The sequence below is a fragment of the Vibrio sp. 10N.286.49.E11 genome (assembly GCF_041469505.1).
In the GTDB taxonomy this organism is placed as follows: Bacteria; Pseudomonadota; Gammaproteobacteria; order Enterobacterales; family Vibrionaceae; genus Vibrio; species Vibrio crassostreae_C.
Window position 1 is genome coordinate 98,228 of sequence record NZ_JBFRKQ010000041.1, and the last position, 18,065, is coordinate 116,292.

Below are 18,065 nucleotides of genomic sequence, written 5' to 3' on the forward strand. Positions count from 1 at the left end.
CTGAGCCTTTTATGTTTCAAATTTTCAAGCCGTGGTTAATGCCTTTTGCCTTTATCATTGCGACTCAGATTTCCGTTGTTCGTGCAGATTCCATTCGAGTTGTAGGGCCTAATGGCCAGATACAATCAGCGCCTACGTTTTCAGAACCACTTCAAAGAGCGCAATCAAATAGCGCTGAGCCTTCACGTTTCTATGGTCCAACTCGCGGCTCAGAAACATTGTGGTCTATTGCCTCAAAGTTACGCCCTGATAACTCCGTTTCAGTCCAACAAACTCTGTTGGCTATTTATCGCTTAAACCCACAAGCGTTTGAAAACCAGAATATCCATAGCCTGCTGCCTGCGAGCAATCTACGCGTGCCTTCTTTAGAGCAAGCACGTGCAAGCTCGACGCAGCAAGCTATCAACATCATGAACTCACATCTTGCTAAGCTTGATGCTCCTGCAAGTAAGCCTGTCGCTTCAAAACCCAAAGCGCCGAGTTCTGATGCAAAAAATGTTACTCCTGCTAAGCAAGTAAGCACTACTGAAACTGCTAAAAAGCCATTGTCTCCAACTCAATCATCTCTAGCTCAATCTGCACCAACCCAAGAGATGAACAAGTTAGAGAAGCAGCTAGAGCTTTCAGAAACTGAACTGCTGTCACTTGAAGAGAAAAATCACCAACTTCGTTTGATGTTATCGAATGTGCAATCGGAAGTGGATGAGCTAAAAACAGAGCTCAGTGATGAAGACCGCATTCGTAGCGAAGTGGAAAAGCTGCTTGATGAAGAGCGTAGAAAGAACGCCGAAATTGAAAAAATGGCCCCAAGTGCCATGGATGAACTGTTATCTAATGGTTGGTTAGTTGCGGCTCTTGCGATTATTCCGGGTCTTCTACTTGGCTTGATCATCGTGATGCTGATAGGCCGTCGTTCTAAAAATGAAGAACAACAGCAAAACACTCAAGAACAACCGATTCAGCCTGAACCAAGCAGCGTCGCGCCTATTACACTGGGCGACGAGATGGACGACCTTAACGAGCTGTCTTTAGACGATGACCTGTTTGGCACTGAAGACGATACCAATAAGTTGTTTGACGACCAAGCTCTTGCTGAAGAAGATGATGTATTTGCAGGATTGGATGAATCTGATCTCGATTTCAATCTCGACGGTGAAGATGATGACCCATTTGCTAGCATTGGCGAAAACGGTGATTTAGACACCAACTTCGACGATCTAGATTTAGACAGCAGCAACGGCATTAGTGTTAATGGCGAAGAGAAAGCGCTTGGCCTTGAAGAGATGGAACGTGCGCTAGACAAAACAGCGGAAAGCGCCGTCGATACTGATGATGTCGACTTTGATCTTTCTGATGATAACGCAATGTCTGCTGATGACATTGAAGCTTTACTATCTCAAGAGTCTGAAACTGAAGATCTCGGTTCCAACGAGCTAGACCAATCTTTATTAGATGATCTGTTTGCTCTTGATGACGAAGATGACGACAGCTTCGATATTGATGCTCTGATTTCGGAAGAGCAAAGTGATTCGCCTTCTAGCACTGAAACACCAGCAAGCGATGATTTTGACATCGATGCGCTTATCTCTGAGCAACAAAGTGAGACTAAGCCTGTTGATTTGAGCAATGACGATTTTGATATTGATGCTCTAATCTCTGAACAACAGTCCCCTGAGCCAGCTTCACCGACAGCGAATGATGATATTGATGACATCTTTGCCCAAGTTGCTGCTCAGAACGATCAAGCGAATGACCCTTTCAACCTCGATAGCGACGATGAGATTGCCACTAACCTAAACAGTGGTTTGGCGTCTGATGATGATATCGAAAACATTCTGTCTCAGTTCGATAAGCCCATCGTAAATGAAGAACCTCAAGACAGCGTTGATCTGCTTGATGAGCAACTGGCAGGCGATGACGTAGACCTAAGTAACTCGACAGACCTTCTTGATGAGATGCTAGGGGACGATTCGGATGATGAGTCTGAAAGCGAACCTCTTGGCTTTGATTCTCTGTCTGAGCTTGAAGAGCTTTCTGGTTTATCGACCGATGATGACCTCAACATCGCAGAAGACAGCACGGAAACCTTGGATGAATTAATAGGTGACTCTGACGAGGATGATTTCGAACTCGACGCCGAAAGTACCGACTTATTGGATGATTTCCTTGATAGTGAATTGTCAGATGATGAGCTTTTAGCGGATGCATCAAAATCAGAATCTCTAGACCCATTTGATGACTTACTGACAAGTGGCATTGAAGACGAGCTTGAATCTGAAGATAAGACGTTTGATAAAGAGTTAGACGCAGCCTTTGGTTTGGACAACGCCAATGAGGAGCCTGAAAAGGACTCAGACGTTGAGCTTACTCCGTTAACCTCTGAAGGTGAGCCTGAGCAAGATCTGGACATTAGTGAAACACCACAACCTGAAGTCGTTACTGATGAATCGTTAGATTCTGAAATGACTCAAGAAAGTTCTGACATTAAGCCAGAAAATGATGAAGCCTTTAATCGTGATGGTTTTATCGATGATTTGTTCGGTGTCGCACCGGCAACGGATGCTTTGCTTGATGACTCGCTAGAAACAACAGACGAAGCGTTGATTGATGAGTTAATGACTTCTGATGACAATGATTTGTTGCCAGCAATAGAAGAGCCTGTTGAACCATCAATTGACAATACGGTTGAACCAGAGCAAGCGTCTCTTTTAGACAGCGACGAAGTATCAGCGCAAGAAACCGCATCATCGGTTGAAGATGATGAACTGGATATCGACTCGCTGTTATCTGAGAATTCTGATTTTGACAAACCAGATTTTGAAGAGCGAGTTAAAGAAGAAACCGCACAACAAGAACCAGAGCCGAAAGAAGCCGACGTACAAGAGCAAGCTTCGCCATCGTCTTTGAACGATATCTCTGAAGATGAAGAAGAAACGGTTGAAGACTGGTTAGCTGAAGCCATCGACGATGTAGAGTCGCCAGCGAACATTGACTCTGATTTTGACTTTGAACCGAAAATCCAAGGTAGCGATCAGCTTGAAGATGTCGTTGAATCCTTGCCAGAGCCAGTTCGTGCTGCAAACATGCCAGAGATCATTCCAAATGAATTTGGTGTGCCAGAAGACGATGATTGGCTGATTGAAGATGAGGCGTCTGAACCAGAAGCATTAGCGGAAACTGACGTAACACCAGAGCTAGTGACACCTGTCGCTGAACCGAAAGTTGAAGCTACACCACAAGCGGAAGTAGCAGAACAAGCTGAAGTTCTAGGACAAGAAGGCGAAGAAGAATTCTCGTTTGATGACTTTGAGCTACCAGAGTTTGGTGAAGAAGACACACTAGCGGAAGCTGATGCTGAATCAACAGCAGAACCAGTAACGCCAGCTATTGATGCTCAACCAAGTGTTGAACCTCAAACTGAAGCCCAAGTTATAGCTCAGGGGCAAGGCGACGAAGAGTTTTCGTTTGATGATTTCGACTTACCAGAGTTTAGTGAAGAAGACGCACTAGCGGAAGCTGATGCTGAATCAACACCAGAGCCAGCAACGCCTGCTATAGACTCTCAATCAAGTGTTGAATCGCAACCTACCGCTGAGCCTCAGTTAGATGCTGCACCACAAGTTGAAACTGCGAAACCAGAAAGCGAAGAAGAATTCTCGCTTGATGACTTCGAACTACCAGAGTTTGGTGAAGGCGATGCGTTAGCGGAAGTGGTGAGTGAACCAGATGAAGCACAGTTAGAGCAAGACTTAGCGCCTGACACAGAGAAGTTCGAGTTCGATGACCTTGATCTTCCGGAGTACGATGAAGAAAGCGCAAAAGCAGACTCTGTTTTAGATGATATTGAGCAAAGCAATGCCGAGCCGGTGGCGGAAGCCCAAGGTGTAGAGTTCGATGAGTTTGATTTACCGGAATATGGTGAAGATGAAGCCATCTCTGATGCGTTTGCTGAGAAGCCAACACCACTGACTTCTTTCAGCCCACAAGGCGAAGAGCAAGATGCGTTGCATGATCTGTTCTCAAATCCGCAGAGCTATAGTCAGGCTGATGATTTCTCGAATGCTGAAGACTCTGAACCGGCTGGTTTTGCACAGCCAGAACAATCACTGAGCGCGGCTTCAGAGCCAAACTCAACGCCTGCAGCGGTTCAAGACGAGCCACTAGAAGGCTTTGATGACTTTGATGAGACAGCATTAGCTGAGTTGCTTTCTGAAGATGTTCAAGACTCTGTCGACAACATGTTCGATAAGCCATTGGACGCAACTTCGATTGATAGCGCAGGGTTAGATATTGACGCCATGCTTGAAGTCGGCGGCGAAGACTGGAAAGGCTTTAACCTAGCGCCAGAACAACAATCGAGCATGCATAATGATGTGCCTGATGACCAACAAGAGATTTGGGCATCGGCTGAACAGCAAGCTGAACCGAAAATCAAAGAAGAGAATTGGGCTGAACAAGACAATTTAACCGAATCAGGCAACAGTCGTGATAAGCAGTACATGACGATTGATGAGCTAATGGCTCAAGTCGAGCAAGAAGGTGAAGAAGTCATTAATCCAGACGATGAAGAGCTTAAACTGGATGTGGGTCTTAACGAATTCCCTGATGTTATCGGTGATATTGGCAATTATGATGTCGACAGCAATGCAGAAGCTGCGGGTAAGCTTGATTTGGCCAAAATCTACATCGAGATGAGTGACTCGCAAGGGGCAATTAAGCTTCTAGAAGAGGCAATCGTTGACGGCAGCGATGATATTCGTCGAGAGGCAAAAAATCTTATCGATACGTTAAACGGTCGATAAATTTACAAATCAGAAAGGGTAGCGTTGGCTACCCTTTATTTTAAGGCGATACAGAGCGCTATCGTTTCATTTGGTTTTTCAACAGCATCGTCTCGGTCGATGCTGATTGTTTATTGAAGTTTTAGCCCCATCCTATTTGGGCTAGCACTGATTTCCGTATATACTTCTCGCCCATTTTCAAAGAGAACAAGAACATGAAAATTGCTTTAGGTATTGAATATAACGGTACCCACTACTTTGGTTGGCAGCGCCAACGAGACGTGAAAAGTGTCCAAGAAGAATTGGAAAAGGCTCTTTCAGTTGTCGCGAATCACCCTGTAGAAGTTATGTGCGCAGGTCGTACAGATGCCGGTGTTCACGGTACGGGACAAGTCGTTCACTTTGAAACTAATGTCGATCGTAAAATGGTGGCATGGACAATGGGCGCGAATGCCAACATGCCAAAAGATATTGCGGTTCGTTGGGCGACAGAAGTGAATGAGGATTTCCATGCTCGTTTCTCGGCTACTGCCCGCCGTTATCGCTACATTATCTTTAACCATGCACTACGCCCAGGCATTTTGAATTCAGGTGTGAGCCATTATCATGGTCATCTTGATGAGAAAAAAATGCATGAAGCGGGTCAGTACTTACTTGGTGAGAATGACTTCACTTCGTTCAGGGCAACACACTGTCAATCTCGTAGCCCATGGAGAAACATGATTCACTTGAACGTGACTCGTCATGGACACTACATTGTGATCGATATTAAAGCGAATGCGTTTGTTCACCACATGGTGAGGAATATTACGGGTAGCCTTATTGCCGTAGGTAAAGGGGAGCAGAAACCAGAGTGGATCCAGTGGCTTTTAGAAGCTAAAGATCGAAAAGTAGCCGGCGCAACTGCAAAAGCGGAAGGTTTGTATCTGGTGGATGTTGATTATCCTGAACATTTTGAGCTACCACGAGAGCCAATTGGTCCTCTATTTTTACCGGATAATTTGAACTAAATGTGAGACTTAGGTTCAAAAATTATTACGGTTTAGTGCGTAAGATAGTCCCAGAAAATAGGTACAACCAGTTTTTTATCTACAGTCGCTGTTTTATGTGCTTTAATTCCCACGCATAATTCCCAAATTTATTTCTTTCGCAATCAAGCGGAAGAATCGAAACAAAAAGGTCTTCCATGAGTTGGCTTGAAAAGATTTTAGAAAAAAGCAACATCGTAACATCTCGTAAAGCGTCTATCCCTGAGGGTGTTTGGACGAAATGTACTTCTTGTGAGCAGGTTCTGTACCATGCTGAACTAGAGCGTAACCTAGAAGTATGTCCAAAATGTGACCATCACATGCGCATGAAAGCACGTCGTCGTCTGGATACATTCCTAGACAAAGGTGAGCGTGTTGAACTAGGTGCTGATCTTGAGCCACAAGACAAGCTGAAGTTTAAAGACTCTAAGCGTTACAAAGAACGTATCTCTGCTGCTCAAAAGAACAGTGGTGAAACAGACGCATTAGTTGCAATGAAAGGCGAACTATTGGGTTTACCTATCGTAGCGTGTGCTTTTGAATTCTCATTCATGGGCGGCTCAATGGGTTCTGTTGTTGGTGCTCGTTTCGTGAAAGCGGTAGATGCTGCTATCGAGAACAACTGTGGTTTAGTGTGTTTCTCTGCAAGTGGTGGTGCTCGTATGCAAGAGGCATTGATGTCTCTAATGCAAATGGCGAAAACCAGTGCTGCGCTTGAGCGTTTATCTGCGAAAGGCCTACCGTTTGTTTCAGTTATGACTGATCCAACAATGGGTGGTGTTTCTGCAAGTTTGGCAATGCTTGGCGATATCAATATTGGTGAACCAAAAGCACTGATCGGTTTTGCTGGACGTCGTGTAATCGAACAAACGGTACGTGAAGACCTTCCTGAAGGTTTCCAACGCAGTGAGTTCCTACTAGACCACGGTGCTATCGACATGATTGTTGACCGTCGTGAGATGCGTCAGCGCGTTGCAAGCCTTGTTGCTAAAATGACCAACCAGCCTTCACCATTAGTAGTTTCTGTGAACGATTCACCGAATGAAGCTACTTATGAAGTACCAGAAGCGCCAGAAAAAGGGTAAAGTACCTTCTAACAAACCAACTTAATTATGGTTATGAGTTAGATGAGTCAACAACCTATTCCTCAAGCCACATCCTCTTTGGAGATGTGGCTTGATTATTTATCAAACATCCACACAAGCGCTATTGATCTTGGATTAGACCGAGTTCAGGCCGTCGCCTCTAAGGCAAACCTCACCAAACCTGCTCAACATGTTATTACTGTTGCCGGAACCAATGGCAAAGGCTCAACATGTGCACTGATGGAAGCGATTCTATTGGACGCTGGTTACTCAGTTGGTGTCTACAGCTCTCCTCACTTAATTCGCTATAACGAACGTGTTCGTATCAACGGCCAAGATCTATCTGATGAAAAGATGGTTCAGTCTTTCGACTTCATTGAGAAAGAGCGTGGCGAAATCAGCCTGAGCTTTTTCGAATATGGCACTTTAGCGGCGTTACGTGCATTTCAAACTGAAGCGGTTGATGTTGTGCTTTTAGAAGTGGGTTTAGGCGGGCGTTTAGACGCGACAAATATCGTTGAGCATGATGTTTCTGTGATTACTAGTTTGGCTGTCGACCATGTTGACTGGCTAGGTGATGACATCAATGTGATTGGCTTTGAGAAAGCGGGCATTTATCGCAGCGGTAAACCAGCTATCTGTGGTCAACCCAAGCCACCGGCTACGGTTGCGGCGCACGCTGATGACATTAAGGCTGAGTTCTACCAAGTCGGTATTCAATACACTTATGATGTTGATGGTGATACGTGGAACTGGCGCAGTGGTGCATTCCAACTAGAATCACTACCTATTCCAAGCCTGCCGTTACCCAACGCTGCAACAGCATTAATGGCATTGGGCACATCAGAGCTTAGTATTAGTGACGTGAACGTGGTTAACGGCATGAAGAATGCGCAGCTTCCAGGGCGTATGCAGCAAATTAGCGAACAACCCGTGATTGTGCTTGATGTGGCGCACAACCCGCATTCTGCTGAATACTTTGCGCAGCAAGTTACGAAGAAGTATGCAGGTAAAAATTTACACGTTGTAGTCGCTATGCTTCATGACAAAGATATTCCCGCGACATTGGAAGTATTAGCGCCAATCGCAACTCATTGGTATCCAGCTTCATTGCAAGGGCCACGCGCAGCGACAGCTGCTGAATTGTGTCAAAGCCTACCCGAAGGCGTAGAGCAGCATTCAAACCCTGTAGCAGCGTTTGAAGCGGCTTTAGCTTCTGTTAAAGGTGATGATGTTGTGTTGGTGGTCGGTTCTTTCCATACCGTAGGCGAAGTCTTGGAGCATTGGCAGAAAAAAGGAAACTAAATGGCAAGTAAATTCCAAAGCCGATTAGTCGGCACCATCATTTTAGTGGCCATTGGCGTGATTGTATTGCCCGATGTGCTAGATGGTAAGAAGCTCCACTATAAAGAAGAGTTTGCAAGCATTCCGATTAAGCCAGAGCTTGATAGTAATGTTGAAGTGTTTGAAGTACTCGATCCTGTTGAAGATCAGATAGCGCTACCGGATTCTCCAGTTGAGCAAGTGGTTGAAAGTGGTCGTACTGATAGTTCAAACACGCAAACCGCGTCTTCTTCCAATAATAAAGAAGCTGACAAAGTGGCAGTAGTAGTTAAGCCAGTACCGGAAAAAAATGAATACCAAGACAGTGCTTGGATTATTCAATTGATGGCTTTGAAGAATGCTGACAACGCAAAAAACGTTGTTGAGGATCTGCAAAAGCGTGGTTATCAGGCTCACACCAAGCAAGAAAAAACTTTTACGCGAGTAATTATTGGCCCGGATGTCTCTAAATCCAAACTTGAGCGACAAATTAAGGAATTAGAAAAAATTACGGGTTCAAAAGGCCAATTGCTCAAATTTAAACCGTTAAATCCATAAGAAAACGTTTGCGTCAGCATTTTTTCTGTTAAAATGCGCGCCAACTTAAGATGAAGAATTCATGAATTGGTTAGATTTTGTCATTTTAGGCGTGATCGGCTTCTCTGCCGTGATCAGTTTAGTTCGTGGTTTCGCTAAAGAAGCCTTGTCACTCGTAATTTGGTTTGGAGCATTTTTTATTGCTAGCCAGTACTACGCTAAATTAGCGATGTACTTCACCAATATCGAAGATGAGATGTTTCGAAACGGAACTGCGATAGCAGCATTGTTTGTTGCAACGTTAGTTGTTGGTGCCTTAGTTAACTATGTCATCGGTCAGCTAGTTCAGAAAACAGGCCTGTCAGGTACAGACAGAATCCTCGGTGTCGTCTTTGGTGGCTTACGTGGTGTTTTGATTGTTTCTGCAGTGTTGTTTTTCATGGATGCGTTTACTGCATTCCCAAGTTCTGAGTGGTGGAAGAATTCGCAATTGGTTCCGGAATTTAGTCGAATCATTGCGCCGTTCTTCGAGCATTTACAAGCAACATCTAGTTTCTTATCTGGCGCGCTCTAGCGCCAGTTAATGTCGAAAAATCGAGGATTAGGACATGTGTGGTATTGTTGGAATCGTGGGTTCAACACCTGTAAACCAGTCTATTTATGACGCTTTAACGGTATTGCAGCATCGTGGCCAAGATGCCGCTGGTATTTGTACCATAGAAAGCAATCGTTTCCGTCTGCGTAAGGCGAACGGTTTAGTAAAAGATGTTTTTGAAGCAAAACACATGCAGCGCCTACAAGGTGAAGTTGGTATTGGCCATGTTCGTTATCCTACAGCGGGTAGTTCAAGTGCGTCTGAAGCTCAGCCTTTCTACGTAAACTCTCCTTTTGGCATTACGTTGGCGCACAACGGTAACCTGACGAACGCAAACGAAGTTCGTGAGAAGTTGTTCGAAAAAGACCGTCGCCATGTAAACACAACCTCTGACTCTGAAGTTCTACTGAACGTATTGGCTCATGAGATCGATACTGTTAAAGGTAACGTGACTTCGGATGATGTTTTCCGCGCTGTGGCAAATGTGCACCGCACCATTCGCGGTGCTTACGCCGTAACTGCGATGATCATCGGCCACGGTATGATCGCATTCCGTGACCCACATGGTATTCGTCCACTGTGTCTTGGTAAGCGTGAAGTTAATGGTAAAACAGAGTACATGGTTGCGTCTGAATCGGTAGCACTCGATGCTGTTGGCTTCGACTTCATGCGCGACGTAGCGCCAGGTGAAGCTATCTACGCAACATTCGACGGTGAGCTTTTCACTAAGCAATGTGCAGACAACCCACAACTAAACCCATGTATCTTTGAGTTTGTATACTTTGCACGCCCAGATTCATTCATCGATAAAATCTCGGTTTACAGCGCACGCGTTGAGATGGGTGAGATGCTTGGTAAGCGTATTAAAGAAGAGTACGCAGACTTAGACATTGATGTAGTTATTCCAATCCCTGAAACATCAAACGATATTGCGCTACGAATCGCTCAAGCGATCAATAAGCCATACCGTCAAGGTTTCGTGAAAAACCGCTATGTTGGCCGCACATTCATCATGCCAGGTCAGCAACAACGTAAGAAGTCGGTTCGCCGTAAGCTCAACGCAATTCGCTCTGAGTTTAAAGGTAAGAACGTTCTTCTGGTTGACGATTCTATCGTTCGCGGCACAACATCAGAGCAGATCATTGAGATGGCTCGTGATTCTGGCGCAAATAAGGTCTTCATGGTTTCAGCTGCTCCAGAGGTTCGCTTCCCTAACGTTTACGGCATTGATATGCCGAGCGCGACAGAGTTGATTGCTCATGGTCGTGATAACGAAACGATTTGTAAGCAGATTGGCGCAGACGCCTTGATTTTCCAAACGCTACCAGATCTGATTTCTGCAGTGGGCATGGGCAATCAAGACATCTCTCGTTTTGATACTTCTGTATTTAACGGCGAGTATGTAACGGGCGATATCGACCAAGTGTACCTAGATTTCCTAGACTCTTTGCGTAATGACGACTCAAAGGTTCAGCGTGAGATTCAACAAGATCTTGCTAACTTAGAGTTACACAACGAAGGCGCTTAACTAGCGTTTCGTTAGTCATACAGAGTTTCGCTAGCGATAGAGAAAATAAAAAACCAGAGCATCGGCTCTGGTTTTTTGTTTATAGAGAAGGGGATTGACCTTAATGAATGTGGTATGCGATCACAAAATCAATAAACAATCTCACTTTCTCTGGTAGATGGTCTTTGTGGTTATAAAGCATGTAAATATCACGAGGGTTAGCGCTCCAGTCTTCTAAGACTTGCACTAAGCTGCCATCTTCAATGTATTCACGAATCATCACGTCAGGCATCAGGGTGATACCTAGGCCTTCTGAGCACGCTTGTCTTACGACATTAAGCGCATTGGCGTTGAAACGGCCTTTCTCGCTATTCACCACCGTCTCTTCATTCGAATTACTCAGCTGCCACTTAATCAGCGGGTAGCCTTTGAGTAGCGAATGGTTCGCTAGCTCTTCAGCATGGCTTGGAGCTGGGTTCTTCGCTAAGTACTCAGGGCTCGCGATAAGAATATCTTTGACTTCACTGATTTTTCGAGCGATTAGGCTTGAATCACGCTGAGGGCCGACTCGGAAAATTACGTCCCACTCCGTTGGATCCAGCTGATCCGCTTGGTTGTTCATCATCAGCTCAATATTGATATCAGGGTATTGAATCATGAATTCACTGAACATTGGCATCATCATGCGCTTGGTCAGGTTTGAGGGTGCCGTAATACGAATCTTACCGGAAGCGCCTTTGCACACGTCAGTTAACTCTTCTGCAGTAGAAGAGAGACGTTGCAACAGCGGAGAGCATTCATTGAAGAAACGTTCGCCTGCCTCTGTTAAAGAAAGTTTACGCGCGTGTCTATTGAGAAGCCTAAGGTTCAAAGAATCTTCTAAGGCTTGGATGCGTCGTGTGATGGTCGCAACCGGAATCATAGTCTTGCGCGATGTTGCGGTGTAGCTCCCATTTTCAACGACGAGTCGAAAGAGGTTTAAATCATCTAATTTCATAAATCCAGACACATTTGTTTACAATCTCATCTAATTTATACGTAACAGTGAGATCAATGTTTGCGTTACGTCAACTCGTTGCACTATTTACAAGTATTCCAACCCTCGTCACGAATTACCAGTAAAGAGTGCAAATTTGTGTATTTAGCATTTTATTACTAAGTTTTATATTAGTTCTTAGAACAGATAACAATAATAATTCGACTTAGTTTTGTGAGGTTATAGATTATGTACAAAACTCACAGTCAGCCAGTAATGACCTCGGCTCAGGAAGTAATTAACCAAAAATGCGTGATGTTGGTTGATGATGATCCTATTTTTCGCCGTATAACCAGCGCGTACCTAGACAAGGTTGGTTATAAAGTGGTTGAGGCTGAAAATGGACTGGACGCTTTGCAGAAACTTAGAGACTCAGCGCCAGATTTAATTGTGTGTGACTTATCAATGCCAATACTTGATGGCATAGAGCTTGTGGAAGAGCTCAGTTTAGAGTACCCGTCACTGCCTATGATCGTTGTGTCTGGCACTGATGATATGTCTGACGTGGCGAAAGCCTTGCGATTTGGTATTAAAGACTTCTTGGCGAAGCCGTTAGAGGATCACCGTCACCTAGGAAGTGCGATTGCGAATACATTGACAGATTCGTTCGATAACATTTCAGACCAACGAGATTTTTCGAGCCAATGGTTCTGTGTGGATGATGGGGGAGAGATCCCTGAAGACCAAGAACTGCATTGGCACCTGAATTACCTTCAAGATAACCCAAGCGCAGCAAAAGACTTACTGCATGCGCTGCTTCCAGAGAAAGATACGCGACAAGGCTCATGGCGTTGCAGTTACCGGTTACTGCAATCAACAGAGATGATGCCACTTGTGTTTGACTATGCGTGGATGATGAACGGGCAGTTTGCTTTTTACCTCGTCGATTCATCGTCGTCTGATAATGGCGGCTCCGCGACAACATTGTTAGTGAGAGCGCTGTTCCACGATTACATAAGAAACAGAAAAGATTTTAATGTTGATCTCAAAGATATTGCTGAAATCTTAGAGAAGGGGATTCGTTGCTCTAAATGCTCCACCCCAGTGAATGCCTTGTTTGGTGTTGCTGACCTTGCCGAGGGAACCATCTCCATTTTGCCTGCGGGTCTAGACGGGCAATGGTCGAATGGTGAATTGAATCAATATATTGCAGCAGGTGAGCGCTTGGGTGAGAACTGCAAGAAGAACTTTATTACGCGGGACCTTCCGATCGAACAGGGCTGCCAACTGTCGTTGAGCCTACTTGGAGCGGCAAGTTTTAGTTTAGACATACACCAAGGGTCTACTGATTAACCCTATATTTCCTCGGTTTTTGTGAATAATTGATTAAGGTATAGTTGCGCAAATGGTGTGGCTATGCCTTTTTTGTTAAATGTCGATTTAGCAAAGCGGGTTTGGTTCGCCGGATACTTACCTTCACTAACAAAAACAAGAAGCAATCATGGCAGATAACAAAGACTTTCAAGACCCGTTTAATGTATTCTACTTTTTAGGATTTTTAGCCGCATTTTTAATGATTCCATTGCTACCAGCAACACTTACGTTGATCCGTGTATTCAATGGTTACGCAACATTCTAGTTAAGCTGTCGTCGCCGATTGGTGATAGCTAACTCAAGGAGGCCACAATTAGCGTTCGAGTTTTAAGCCTCAATATTGCTGGTGGCCTTTGTATATTTCTCGCAGTTCTAGGGATAGTTTTGCCCGTTCTGCCAACCACTCCTTTTCTCCTTCTTGCCAGCGCATGCTTCATGCGAAGCAATCCGAAAGTTCATAAATGGATGCATGAGCACAAAACGCTGGGTCCTTTGCTGAACAATTGGTATCAACACGGTGCCGTCACCAAACAAGTTAAAACGCGTGGCGTATTCTTTATCTTGTTGAGTTTTGCGTTATCCATCTACTTTGCCCCTATCATTTGGGTCAAGGCTTTCCTAATTTGTGTACTTGTTATTCTTCTCACATGGTTTATGCGACTTCCAACCCATGAGTTGGTTGCTGACAGCAAAGAAAATCACTACCATTAAGCCAGTGTGCCTGCTTGTATAGCGGGCGTTTATTATTTCAGCAATCAGAGTTATGACTCTCGTTGCAATGAATACCAATCGTACCTTTCCTTAATTCCGAGCGTTGATGTTTGATTCGTTAACGAGAGTTTGGAAAGCGGCCTAATGAAGTGCATAAGATTATGAACACAGAAAAAATCTCTCTGATCAAAGCAAGCATCAAAAGCATTCCTGATTACCCTAAAGCGGGTATTTTGTTCCGTGACGTAACAAGCTTGATGGAAGATCCAGTAGCTTACAAAGCGACTATCGACCTGCTAGCGGAAACATACAAGGACATGGGCTTTACTAAGATCGTTGGTACTGAAGCTCGTGGTTTCCTATTTGGTGCGCCTTTGGCACTTGAGCTAGGTGTTGGCTTCATTCCTGTTCGTAAGCCGGGCAAGCTGCCTCGTCAAACTGTGGCACAATCTTATGAGCTTGAGTACGGCACCGACACTCTAGAAATCCATACTGATGCTATCGTTGAAGGCGATAAAGTGTTGATGGTTGATGATTTGCTAGCAACGGGCGGTACGATTGAAGCAACAACAAAGTTGATTCGTCAGCTTGGTGGTGTGGTAGAACACGCTGCATTTGTTATTAACCTTCCAGAAATCGGTGGTGACAAGCGCTTACAAGGCTTAGGTCTAGAAGTGTTTAGCATCTGCGAATTCGACGGTCACTAATCCTTTTCGGAATTATTCATGAGCTATCTTGCGTTAGCGCGAAAATGGCGACCAACCAAATTCAAAGAAGTGGTTGGTCAAGCCCATGTTTTAACAGCATTAGAGAATGCCCTTAGCCAGAACAGGTTGCACCATGCATACCTGTTCAGCGGTACACGAGGTGTCGGTAAAACGACCATCGGCCGTTTGTTTGCTAAAGGGCTCAACTGTGAAACAGGCATTACCTCAACACCTTGTGGTGAATGTGCAACCTGTAAAGAAATCGATGAAGGTCGCTTTGTTGACCTACTTGAGATTGATGCGGCATCACGTACTAAGGTAGAAGATACCCGCGAGCTTCTGGACAATGTTCAGTACAAGCCTGCACGTGGTCGCTTCAAGGTTTACCTAATCGATGAAGTCCACATGCTTTCTAGGCACAGCTTTAATGCGCTTCTAAAGACCTTAGAAGAGCCGCCTGAGTATGTGAAATTCTTGCTCGCAACAACGGATCCACAGAAGCTTCCAGTGACTATCTTGTCGCGTTGTTTGCAGTTCCACCTTAAGCCGATCAGCGTTGATAATATTCACGAGCAGCTCGATCATATTCTTGAACAAGAAGATGTGACGTCTGAGTCTCGTGCGCTTGGAATGATTGCTCATGCTGCTGATGGCAGTATGCGTGATGCACTAAGCCTTACAGACCAAGCTATCGCATTAGGTAACGGCAATGTCGTAACAGATACTGTTGCTCATATGCTTGGGACACTGGATACCGACCAAGCTATCCACTTGCTTGAAGCGATTAGCAGTAAGCAGCCGCAACAAGCGATGGCGTGTATCCAAAGCCTTGCTGAGAACGGTGTTGAGTGGGACGGTTTGCTGAATCAGCTTGCGACTCAACTGCATCGTCTTGCGATGTTCCAAGCTTTGCCATCTACACTAGATAAGGCACAGCCTGACGCTGAGAAGCTTGAACTGTTGAGTAAGGCACTAAGCCCTCAAGACATTCAGCTTTACTACCAGATCGTATTGAAAGGTCGTGAAGACTTACCGTTATCGCCAACTGCTCGTGTTGGTATTGAGATGGTAGTTTTACGCATGTTGGCCTTTAGACCTGCTGAACAAGCGGTTGCTACTGCAATCTCGACTCAGTCGGCAAGCCCAGCGCCAGTTCCAGCAGCTCAAGCTCAGAACGTTGCTCAGTCAGTGAGTCAACCTGCGCCAATGGCAGCTCCGAGACAGCCTCAGATGCAACAACAGGCGCCTCAACAGCAAGCTATGCAGCAGCAACCGGTGCAACAGGCTCCGCAGCAGAATCCAGCACAGTATTCAGATTCGCAAGGTTACGCTGATCATTCAGGTAACCAAGGTTATCCAGAACAGGATTACCCGCATAGCCAGTATGACGCGCCTCCTGCTTATGATGAGCGTCCAAGCTACGGTGCAGATCAGCCTCAGCAGCAACAAACGAATTATCAAAACCAGAGCCCGGTTCAACAGCCAAGCGTTGCACCTTCTGCTCCGCAAGAGCAGCCGGCGCGTGCAACTTCGCCTGTGAGTGGTTTACGCCACCAATTACGTTCTCAACGTAGAGGCAGCGCGGCAACAGAAAACAAAGGCTCGGCGCCAAAAAAGGCTAAAGCGACACCAGCTAAAATTTCAGTTCTTGATCGAGTTGCTCAGCAACACGGTGGTTCTGAGCGGGTGTCGCCAGCTTCTTTATCAGCCTCTTCGACAGAAAATGTGACCAACGATAATGAACCTTATCGCTGGAAACCGTCTAAACCTGTAGTGAAAGAGGTGAGCAAAGAGCTTACACCTACTCAGATCAAGCGTGCGTTAGAGCATATTAAGACACCAGAAATGGTCGACAAATTGCTTCAAGAGTCGATTGCTCAAGATGAATGGTCCGCCACGATTCAAAAGCTAGAGACAGCCAAGCTTGTTGAACAGTTAGCATTGAACTCAGTGTTTGCTAAAAACGACACATCAATCACTTTAACGTTAAGAGCGAGCCAAGCTCACTTGAATACGGACCGTGCACAGAGTGAATTATTGCAGTCTCTCAATACTGTGCTTGGAGAAGAGTGTCATTTGAGTGTTGAAATCGGTGATGGTGGAGAAACGCCGCTAGAATTACGAGAAAGGTTGTACCAAGGTAAGTTGAAAGACGCGTTTACCGCTTTAGAAAACGATGCCAACGTACAGTTCATTGAAAGACGTTTTGCCGCTGAACTCGACAGAGACAGCGTTCGTCCTATCTAGAACGTTTTCTTGTTTAGTGACCGGCATATCATCCCAGATAAGCAAATCTGAGAACTGAACATCGAGGGGTTGAATCACACTGTTTTAACCCCCATTTAAGCTCGTATAGCTTAATTAATTTTAATAAACCAATTAGACCAGAGAGTATTAACATGTTTGGTAAAGGCGGTATGGGCAACATGATGAAGCAAGCCCAGCAAATGCAAGAGCGCATGCAAAAGCTTCAAGAAGAAATCGCAAATATGGAAGTTACAGGTGAGTCAGGTGCTGGCCTTGTAAAAGTAACGATCACTGGTAGCCACAGCGTTCGCCGTGTTGATATCGATGAAAGCCTAATGGAAGACGATAAAGAGATGCTTGAAGATCTTATCGCTGCTGCTTTCAACGATGCGGCTCGTCGCGTTGAAGAAACTCAAAAAGAGAAAATGGCTAGCGTAACTGGCGGAATGCAACTTCCACCAGGTATGAAGATGCCTTTCTAAGTAACTTATTCTTAAAGGTTAATTCAGGTGGTGGTTTGTGTTGAACAGGCTATTACTTGAACATTAGAACGGTTAAATATGCGTACCAGTCATATGCTGGAGCATTTGATGGAGGCCTTACGTTGTCTACCTGGGGTTGGCCCCAAGTCGGCGCAGCGTATGGCCTTTCATTTGTTACAGCGCGATAGAAAAGGCGGCCTACAGTTGGCTGAAGCTCTTAGCCAAGCAATGACCGAAATTGGTCACTGTAATGAGTGCCGTACTTTTACTGAAGAAGATACCTGCCACATTTGTACCAATCCTAAACGTCAGGAAAATGGTCAAATCTGTGTAGTAGAGAGCCCAGCAGACATTGCAGCAATAGAAGCGACAGGACAATATTCAGGCCGTTACTTTGTATTGATGGGCCACCTTTCACCACTTGATGGTATTGGTCCAAGTGACATCGGTCTCGATGTTTTGGACTACCGCCTGCGTCGTGGTGATATCTCTGAAGTAATCCTAGCGACTAACCCAACAGTTGAAGGGGAAGCGACAGCGCACTACATTGCTGAGCTATGTAATGCCCATGAAGTGAACGCTAGCCGTATCGCTCATGGTGTTCCCGTTGGTGGTGAGCTAGAGCTGGTGGATGGCACCACGCTTTCGCACTCCTTACTCGGTCGTCATAAGATCTAAAAAAGCCGCTCATTGAGTAATGCCGATCAGTTAA

15 protein-coding genes are annotated in these 18,065 nt (G+C 45.2%); 14 read left to right on the forward strand and 1 reads right to left on the reverse strand.

Features of this window, described 5'->3' with window-relative positions:
• Nucleotides 1-11 precede the first annotated feature (11 nt).
• The 7 genes from AB4167_RS09670 to purF all read left to right on the forward strand — a co-directional run bounded on the left by AB4167_RS09670 (nucleotide 12) and on the right by purF (nucleotide 10,877).
• Entirely contained in the window at nucleotides 12-4,802 is a 4,791-nt protein-coding gene (locus AB4167_RS09670; RefSeq protein WP_372136454.1) for a FimV/HubP family polar landmark protein, read from the forward strand.
• Nucleotides 4,803-4,996: 194 nt separating this feature from the next.
• Entirely contained in the window at nucleotides 4,997-5,791 is a 795-nt protein-coding gene (gene truA, locus AB4167_RS09675) for a tRNA pseudouridine(38-40) synthase TruA (protein ID WP_004734161.1), read from the forward strand.
• 176 nt (nucleotides 5,792-5,967) lie between these two features.
• Nucleotides 5,968-6,894, forward strand: a complete 927-nt coding sequence (gene accD / locus AB4167_RS09680; RefSeq protein WP_017062348.1) for an acetyl-CoA carboxylase, carboxyltransferase subunit beta — start codon at nucleotides 5,968-5,970, stop codon at nucleotides 6,892-6,894.
• Between the two features lie 42 nt (nucleotides 6,895-6,936).
• Entirely contained in the window at nucleotides 6,937-8,199 is a 1,263-nt protein-coding gene (gene folC, locus AB4167_RS09685) for a bifunctional tetrahydrofolate synthase/dihydrofolate synthase (RefSeq protein WP_372136456.1), read from the forward strand.
• A complete protein-coding gene (locus tag AB4167_RS09690) occupies nucleotides 8,200-8,775 on the forward strand; it encodes an SPOR domain-containing protein (RefSeq protein WP_048662025.1) in 576 nt (191 codons plus the stop codon). It abuts the gene before it with no gap.
• 61 nt (nucleotides 8,776-8,836) lie between these two features.
• Nucleotides 8,837-9,328, forward strand: coding sequence for a CvpA family protein (locus tag AB4167_RS09695; RefSeq protein WP_009848678.1), 492 nt, complete (start codon nucleotides 8,837-8,839; stop codon nucleotides 9,326-9,328).
• Nucleotides 9,329-9,362: 34 nt separating this feature from the next.
• Nucleotides 9,363-10,877 carry an amidophosphoribosyltransferase gene (gene purF, locus AB4167_RS09700; protein ID WP_372136458.1) on the forward strand — a complete coding sequence of 505 codons (1,515 nt, stop codon included), beginning with the start codon at nucleotides 9,363-9,365 and terminating at the stop codon, nucleotides 10,875-10,877.
• 100 nt (nucleotides 10,878-10,977) lie between these two features.
• On the opposite strand, the gene AB4167_RS09705 is transcribed toward purF, so the two are convergent.
• Entirely contained in the window at nucleotides 10,978-11,853 is an 876-nt protein-coding gene (locus AB4167_RS09705) for a LysR family transcriptional regulator (RefSeq protein ID WP_017062344.1), read from the reverse strand.
• 228 nt (nucleotides 11,854-12,081) lie between these two features.
• Here AB4167_RS09705 and AB4167_RS09710 point away from each other — a divergent pair, with 228 nt between their 5' ends.
• The 7 genes from AB4167_RS09710 to recR all read left to right on the forward strand — a co-directional run bounded on the left by AB4167_RS09710 (nucleotide 12,082) and on the right by recR (nucleotide 18,031).
• Nucleotides 12,082-13,185 (forward strand): response regulator, encoded by a 1,104-nt coding sequence (locus AB4167_RS09710; RefSeq protein ID WP_102332530.1) that lies wholly within the window; start codon nucleotides 12,082-12,084, stop codon nucleotides 13,183-13,185.
• Nucleotides 13,186-13,333: 148 nt separating this feature from the next.
• On the forward strand, nucleotides 13,334-13,471 hold the full coding sequence (locus AB4167_RS09715; RefSeq protein ID WP_017067606.1) for a hypothetical protein: 138 nt from the start codon (nucleotides 13,334-13,336) through the stop codon (nucleotides 13,469-13,471).
• A gap of 74 nt (nucleotides 13,472-13,545) precedes the next feature.
• Nucleotides 13,546-13,917 carry a YbaN family protein gene (locus AB4167_RS09720; RefSeq protein WP_029225617.1) on the forward strand — a complete coding sequence of 124 codons (372 nt, stop codon included), beginning with the start codon at nucleotides 13,546-13,548 and terminating at the stop codon, nucleotides 13,915-13,917.
• A 161-nt stretch (nucleotides 13,918-14,078) separates the two neighbouring features.
• The gene (gene apt, locus AB4167_RS09725; protein WP_017062340.1) at nucleotides 14,079-14,624 is read left to right on the forward strand and encodes an adenine phosphoribosyltransferase; all 546 of its coding nucleotides are present in this window, start codon (nucleotides 14,079-14,081) and stop codon (nucleotides 14,622-14,624) included.
• Nucleotides 14,625-14,642: 18 nt separating this feature from the next.
• Entirely contained in the window at nucleotides 14,643-16,871 is a 2,229-nt protein-coding gene (dnaX, locus tag AB4167_RS09730; RefSeq protein WP_372136460.1) for a DNA polymerase III subunit gamma/tau, read from the forward strand.
• Nucleotides 16,872-17,023: 152 nt separating this feature from the next.
• A complete protein-coding gene (locus AB4167_RS09735) occupies nucleotides 17,024-17,353 on the forward strand; it encodes a YbaB/EbfC family nucleoid-associated protein (protein WP_017062338.1) in 330 nt (109 codons plus the stop codon).
• 78 nt (nucleotides 17,354-17,431) lie between these two features.
• Nucleotides 17,432-18,031 carry a recombination mediator RecR gene (gene recR / locus AB4167_RS09740; RefSeq protein WP_019823189.1) on the forward strand — a complete coding sequence of 200 codons (600 nt, stop codon included), beginning with the start codon at nucleotides 17,432-17,434 and terminating at the stop codon, nucleotides 18,029-18,031.
• Nucleotides 18,032-18,065 lie beyond the last annotated feature (34 nt).

Excerpts from the sequence above, each read along its gene's own strand:
- AB4167_RS09670 (WP_372136454.1), top strand. The coding sequence starts at position 12 with ATGTTTCAAATTTTCAAGCCGTGGTTAATGCCTTTTGCCTTTATCATT.
- truA (WP_004734161.1), top strand. The coding sequence starts at position 4,997 with ATGAAAATTGCTTTAGGTATTGAATATAACGGTACCCACTACTTTGGT.
- accD (WP_017062348.1), top strand. The coding sequence starts at position 5,968 with ATGAGTTGGCTTGAAAAGATTTTAGAAAAAAGCAACATCGTAACATCT.
- folC (WP_372136456.1), top strand. The coding sequence starts at position 6,937 with ATGAGTCAACAACCTATTCCTCAAGCCACATCCTCTTTGGAGATGTGG.
- AB4167_RS09690 (WP_048662025.1), top strand. The coding sequence starts at position 8,200 with ATGGCAAGTAAATTCCAAAGCCGATTAGTCGGCACCATCATTTTAGTG.
- AB4167_RS09695 (WP_009848678.1), top strand. The coding sequence starts at position 8,837 with ATGAATTGGTTAGATTTTGTCATTTTAGGCGTGATCGGCTTCTCTGCC.
- purF (WP_372136458.1), top strand. The coding sequence starts at position 9,363 with ATGTGTGGTATTGTTGGAATCGTGGGTTCAACACCTGTAAACCAGTCT.
- AB4167_RS09705 (WP_017062344.1), bottom strand. The coding sequence starts at position 11,853 with ATGAAATTAGATGATTTAAACCTCTTTCGACTCGTCGTTGAAAATGGG.
- AB4167_RS09710 (WP_102332530.1), top strand. The coding sequence starts at position 12,082 with ATGTACAAAACTCACAGTCAGCCAGTAATGACCTCGGCTCAGGAAGTA.
- AB4167_RS09715 (WP_017067606.1), top strand. The coding sequence starts at position 13,334 with ATGGCAGATAACAAAGACTTTCAAGACCCGTTTAATGTATTCTACTTT.
- apt (WP_017062340.1), top strand. The coding sequence starts at position 14,079 with ATGAACACAGAAAAAATCTCTCTGATCAAAGCAAGCATCAAAAGCATT.
- dnaX (WP_372136460.1), top strand. The coding sequence starts at position 14,643 with ATGAGCTATCTTGCGTTAGCGCGAAAATGGCGACCAACCAAATTCAAA.
- AB4167_RS09735 (WP_017062338.1), top strand. The coding sequence starts at position 17,024 with ATGTTTGGTAAAGGCGGTATGGGCAACATGATGAAGCAAGCCCAGCAA.
- recR (WP_019823189.1), top strand. The coding sequence starts at position 17,432 with ATGCGTACCAGTCATATGCTGGAGCATTTGATGGAGGCCTTACGTTGT.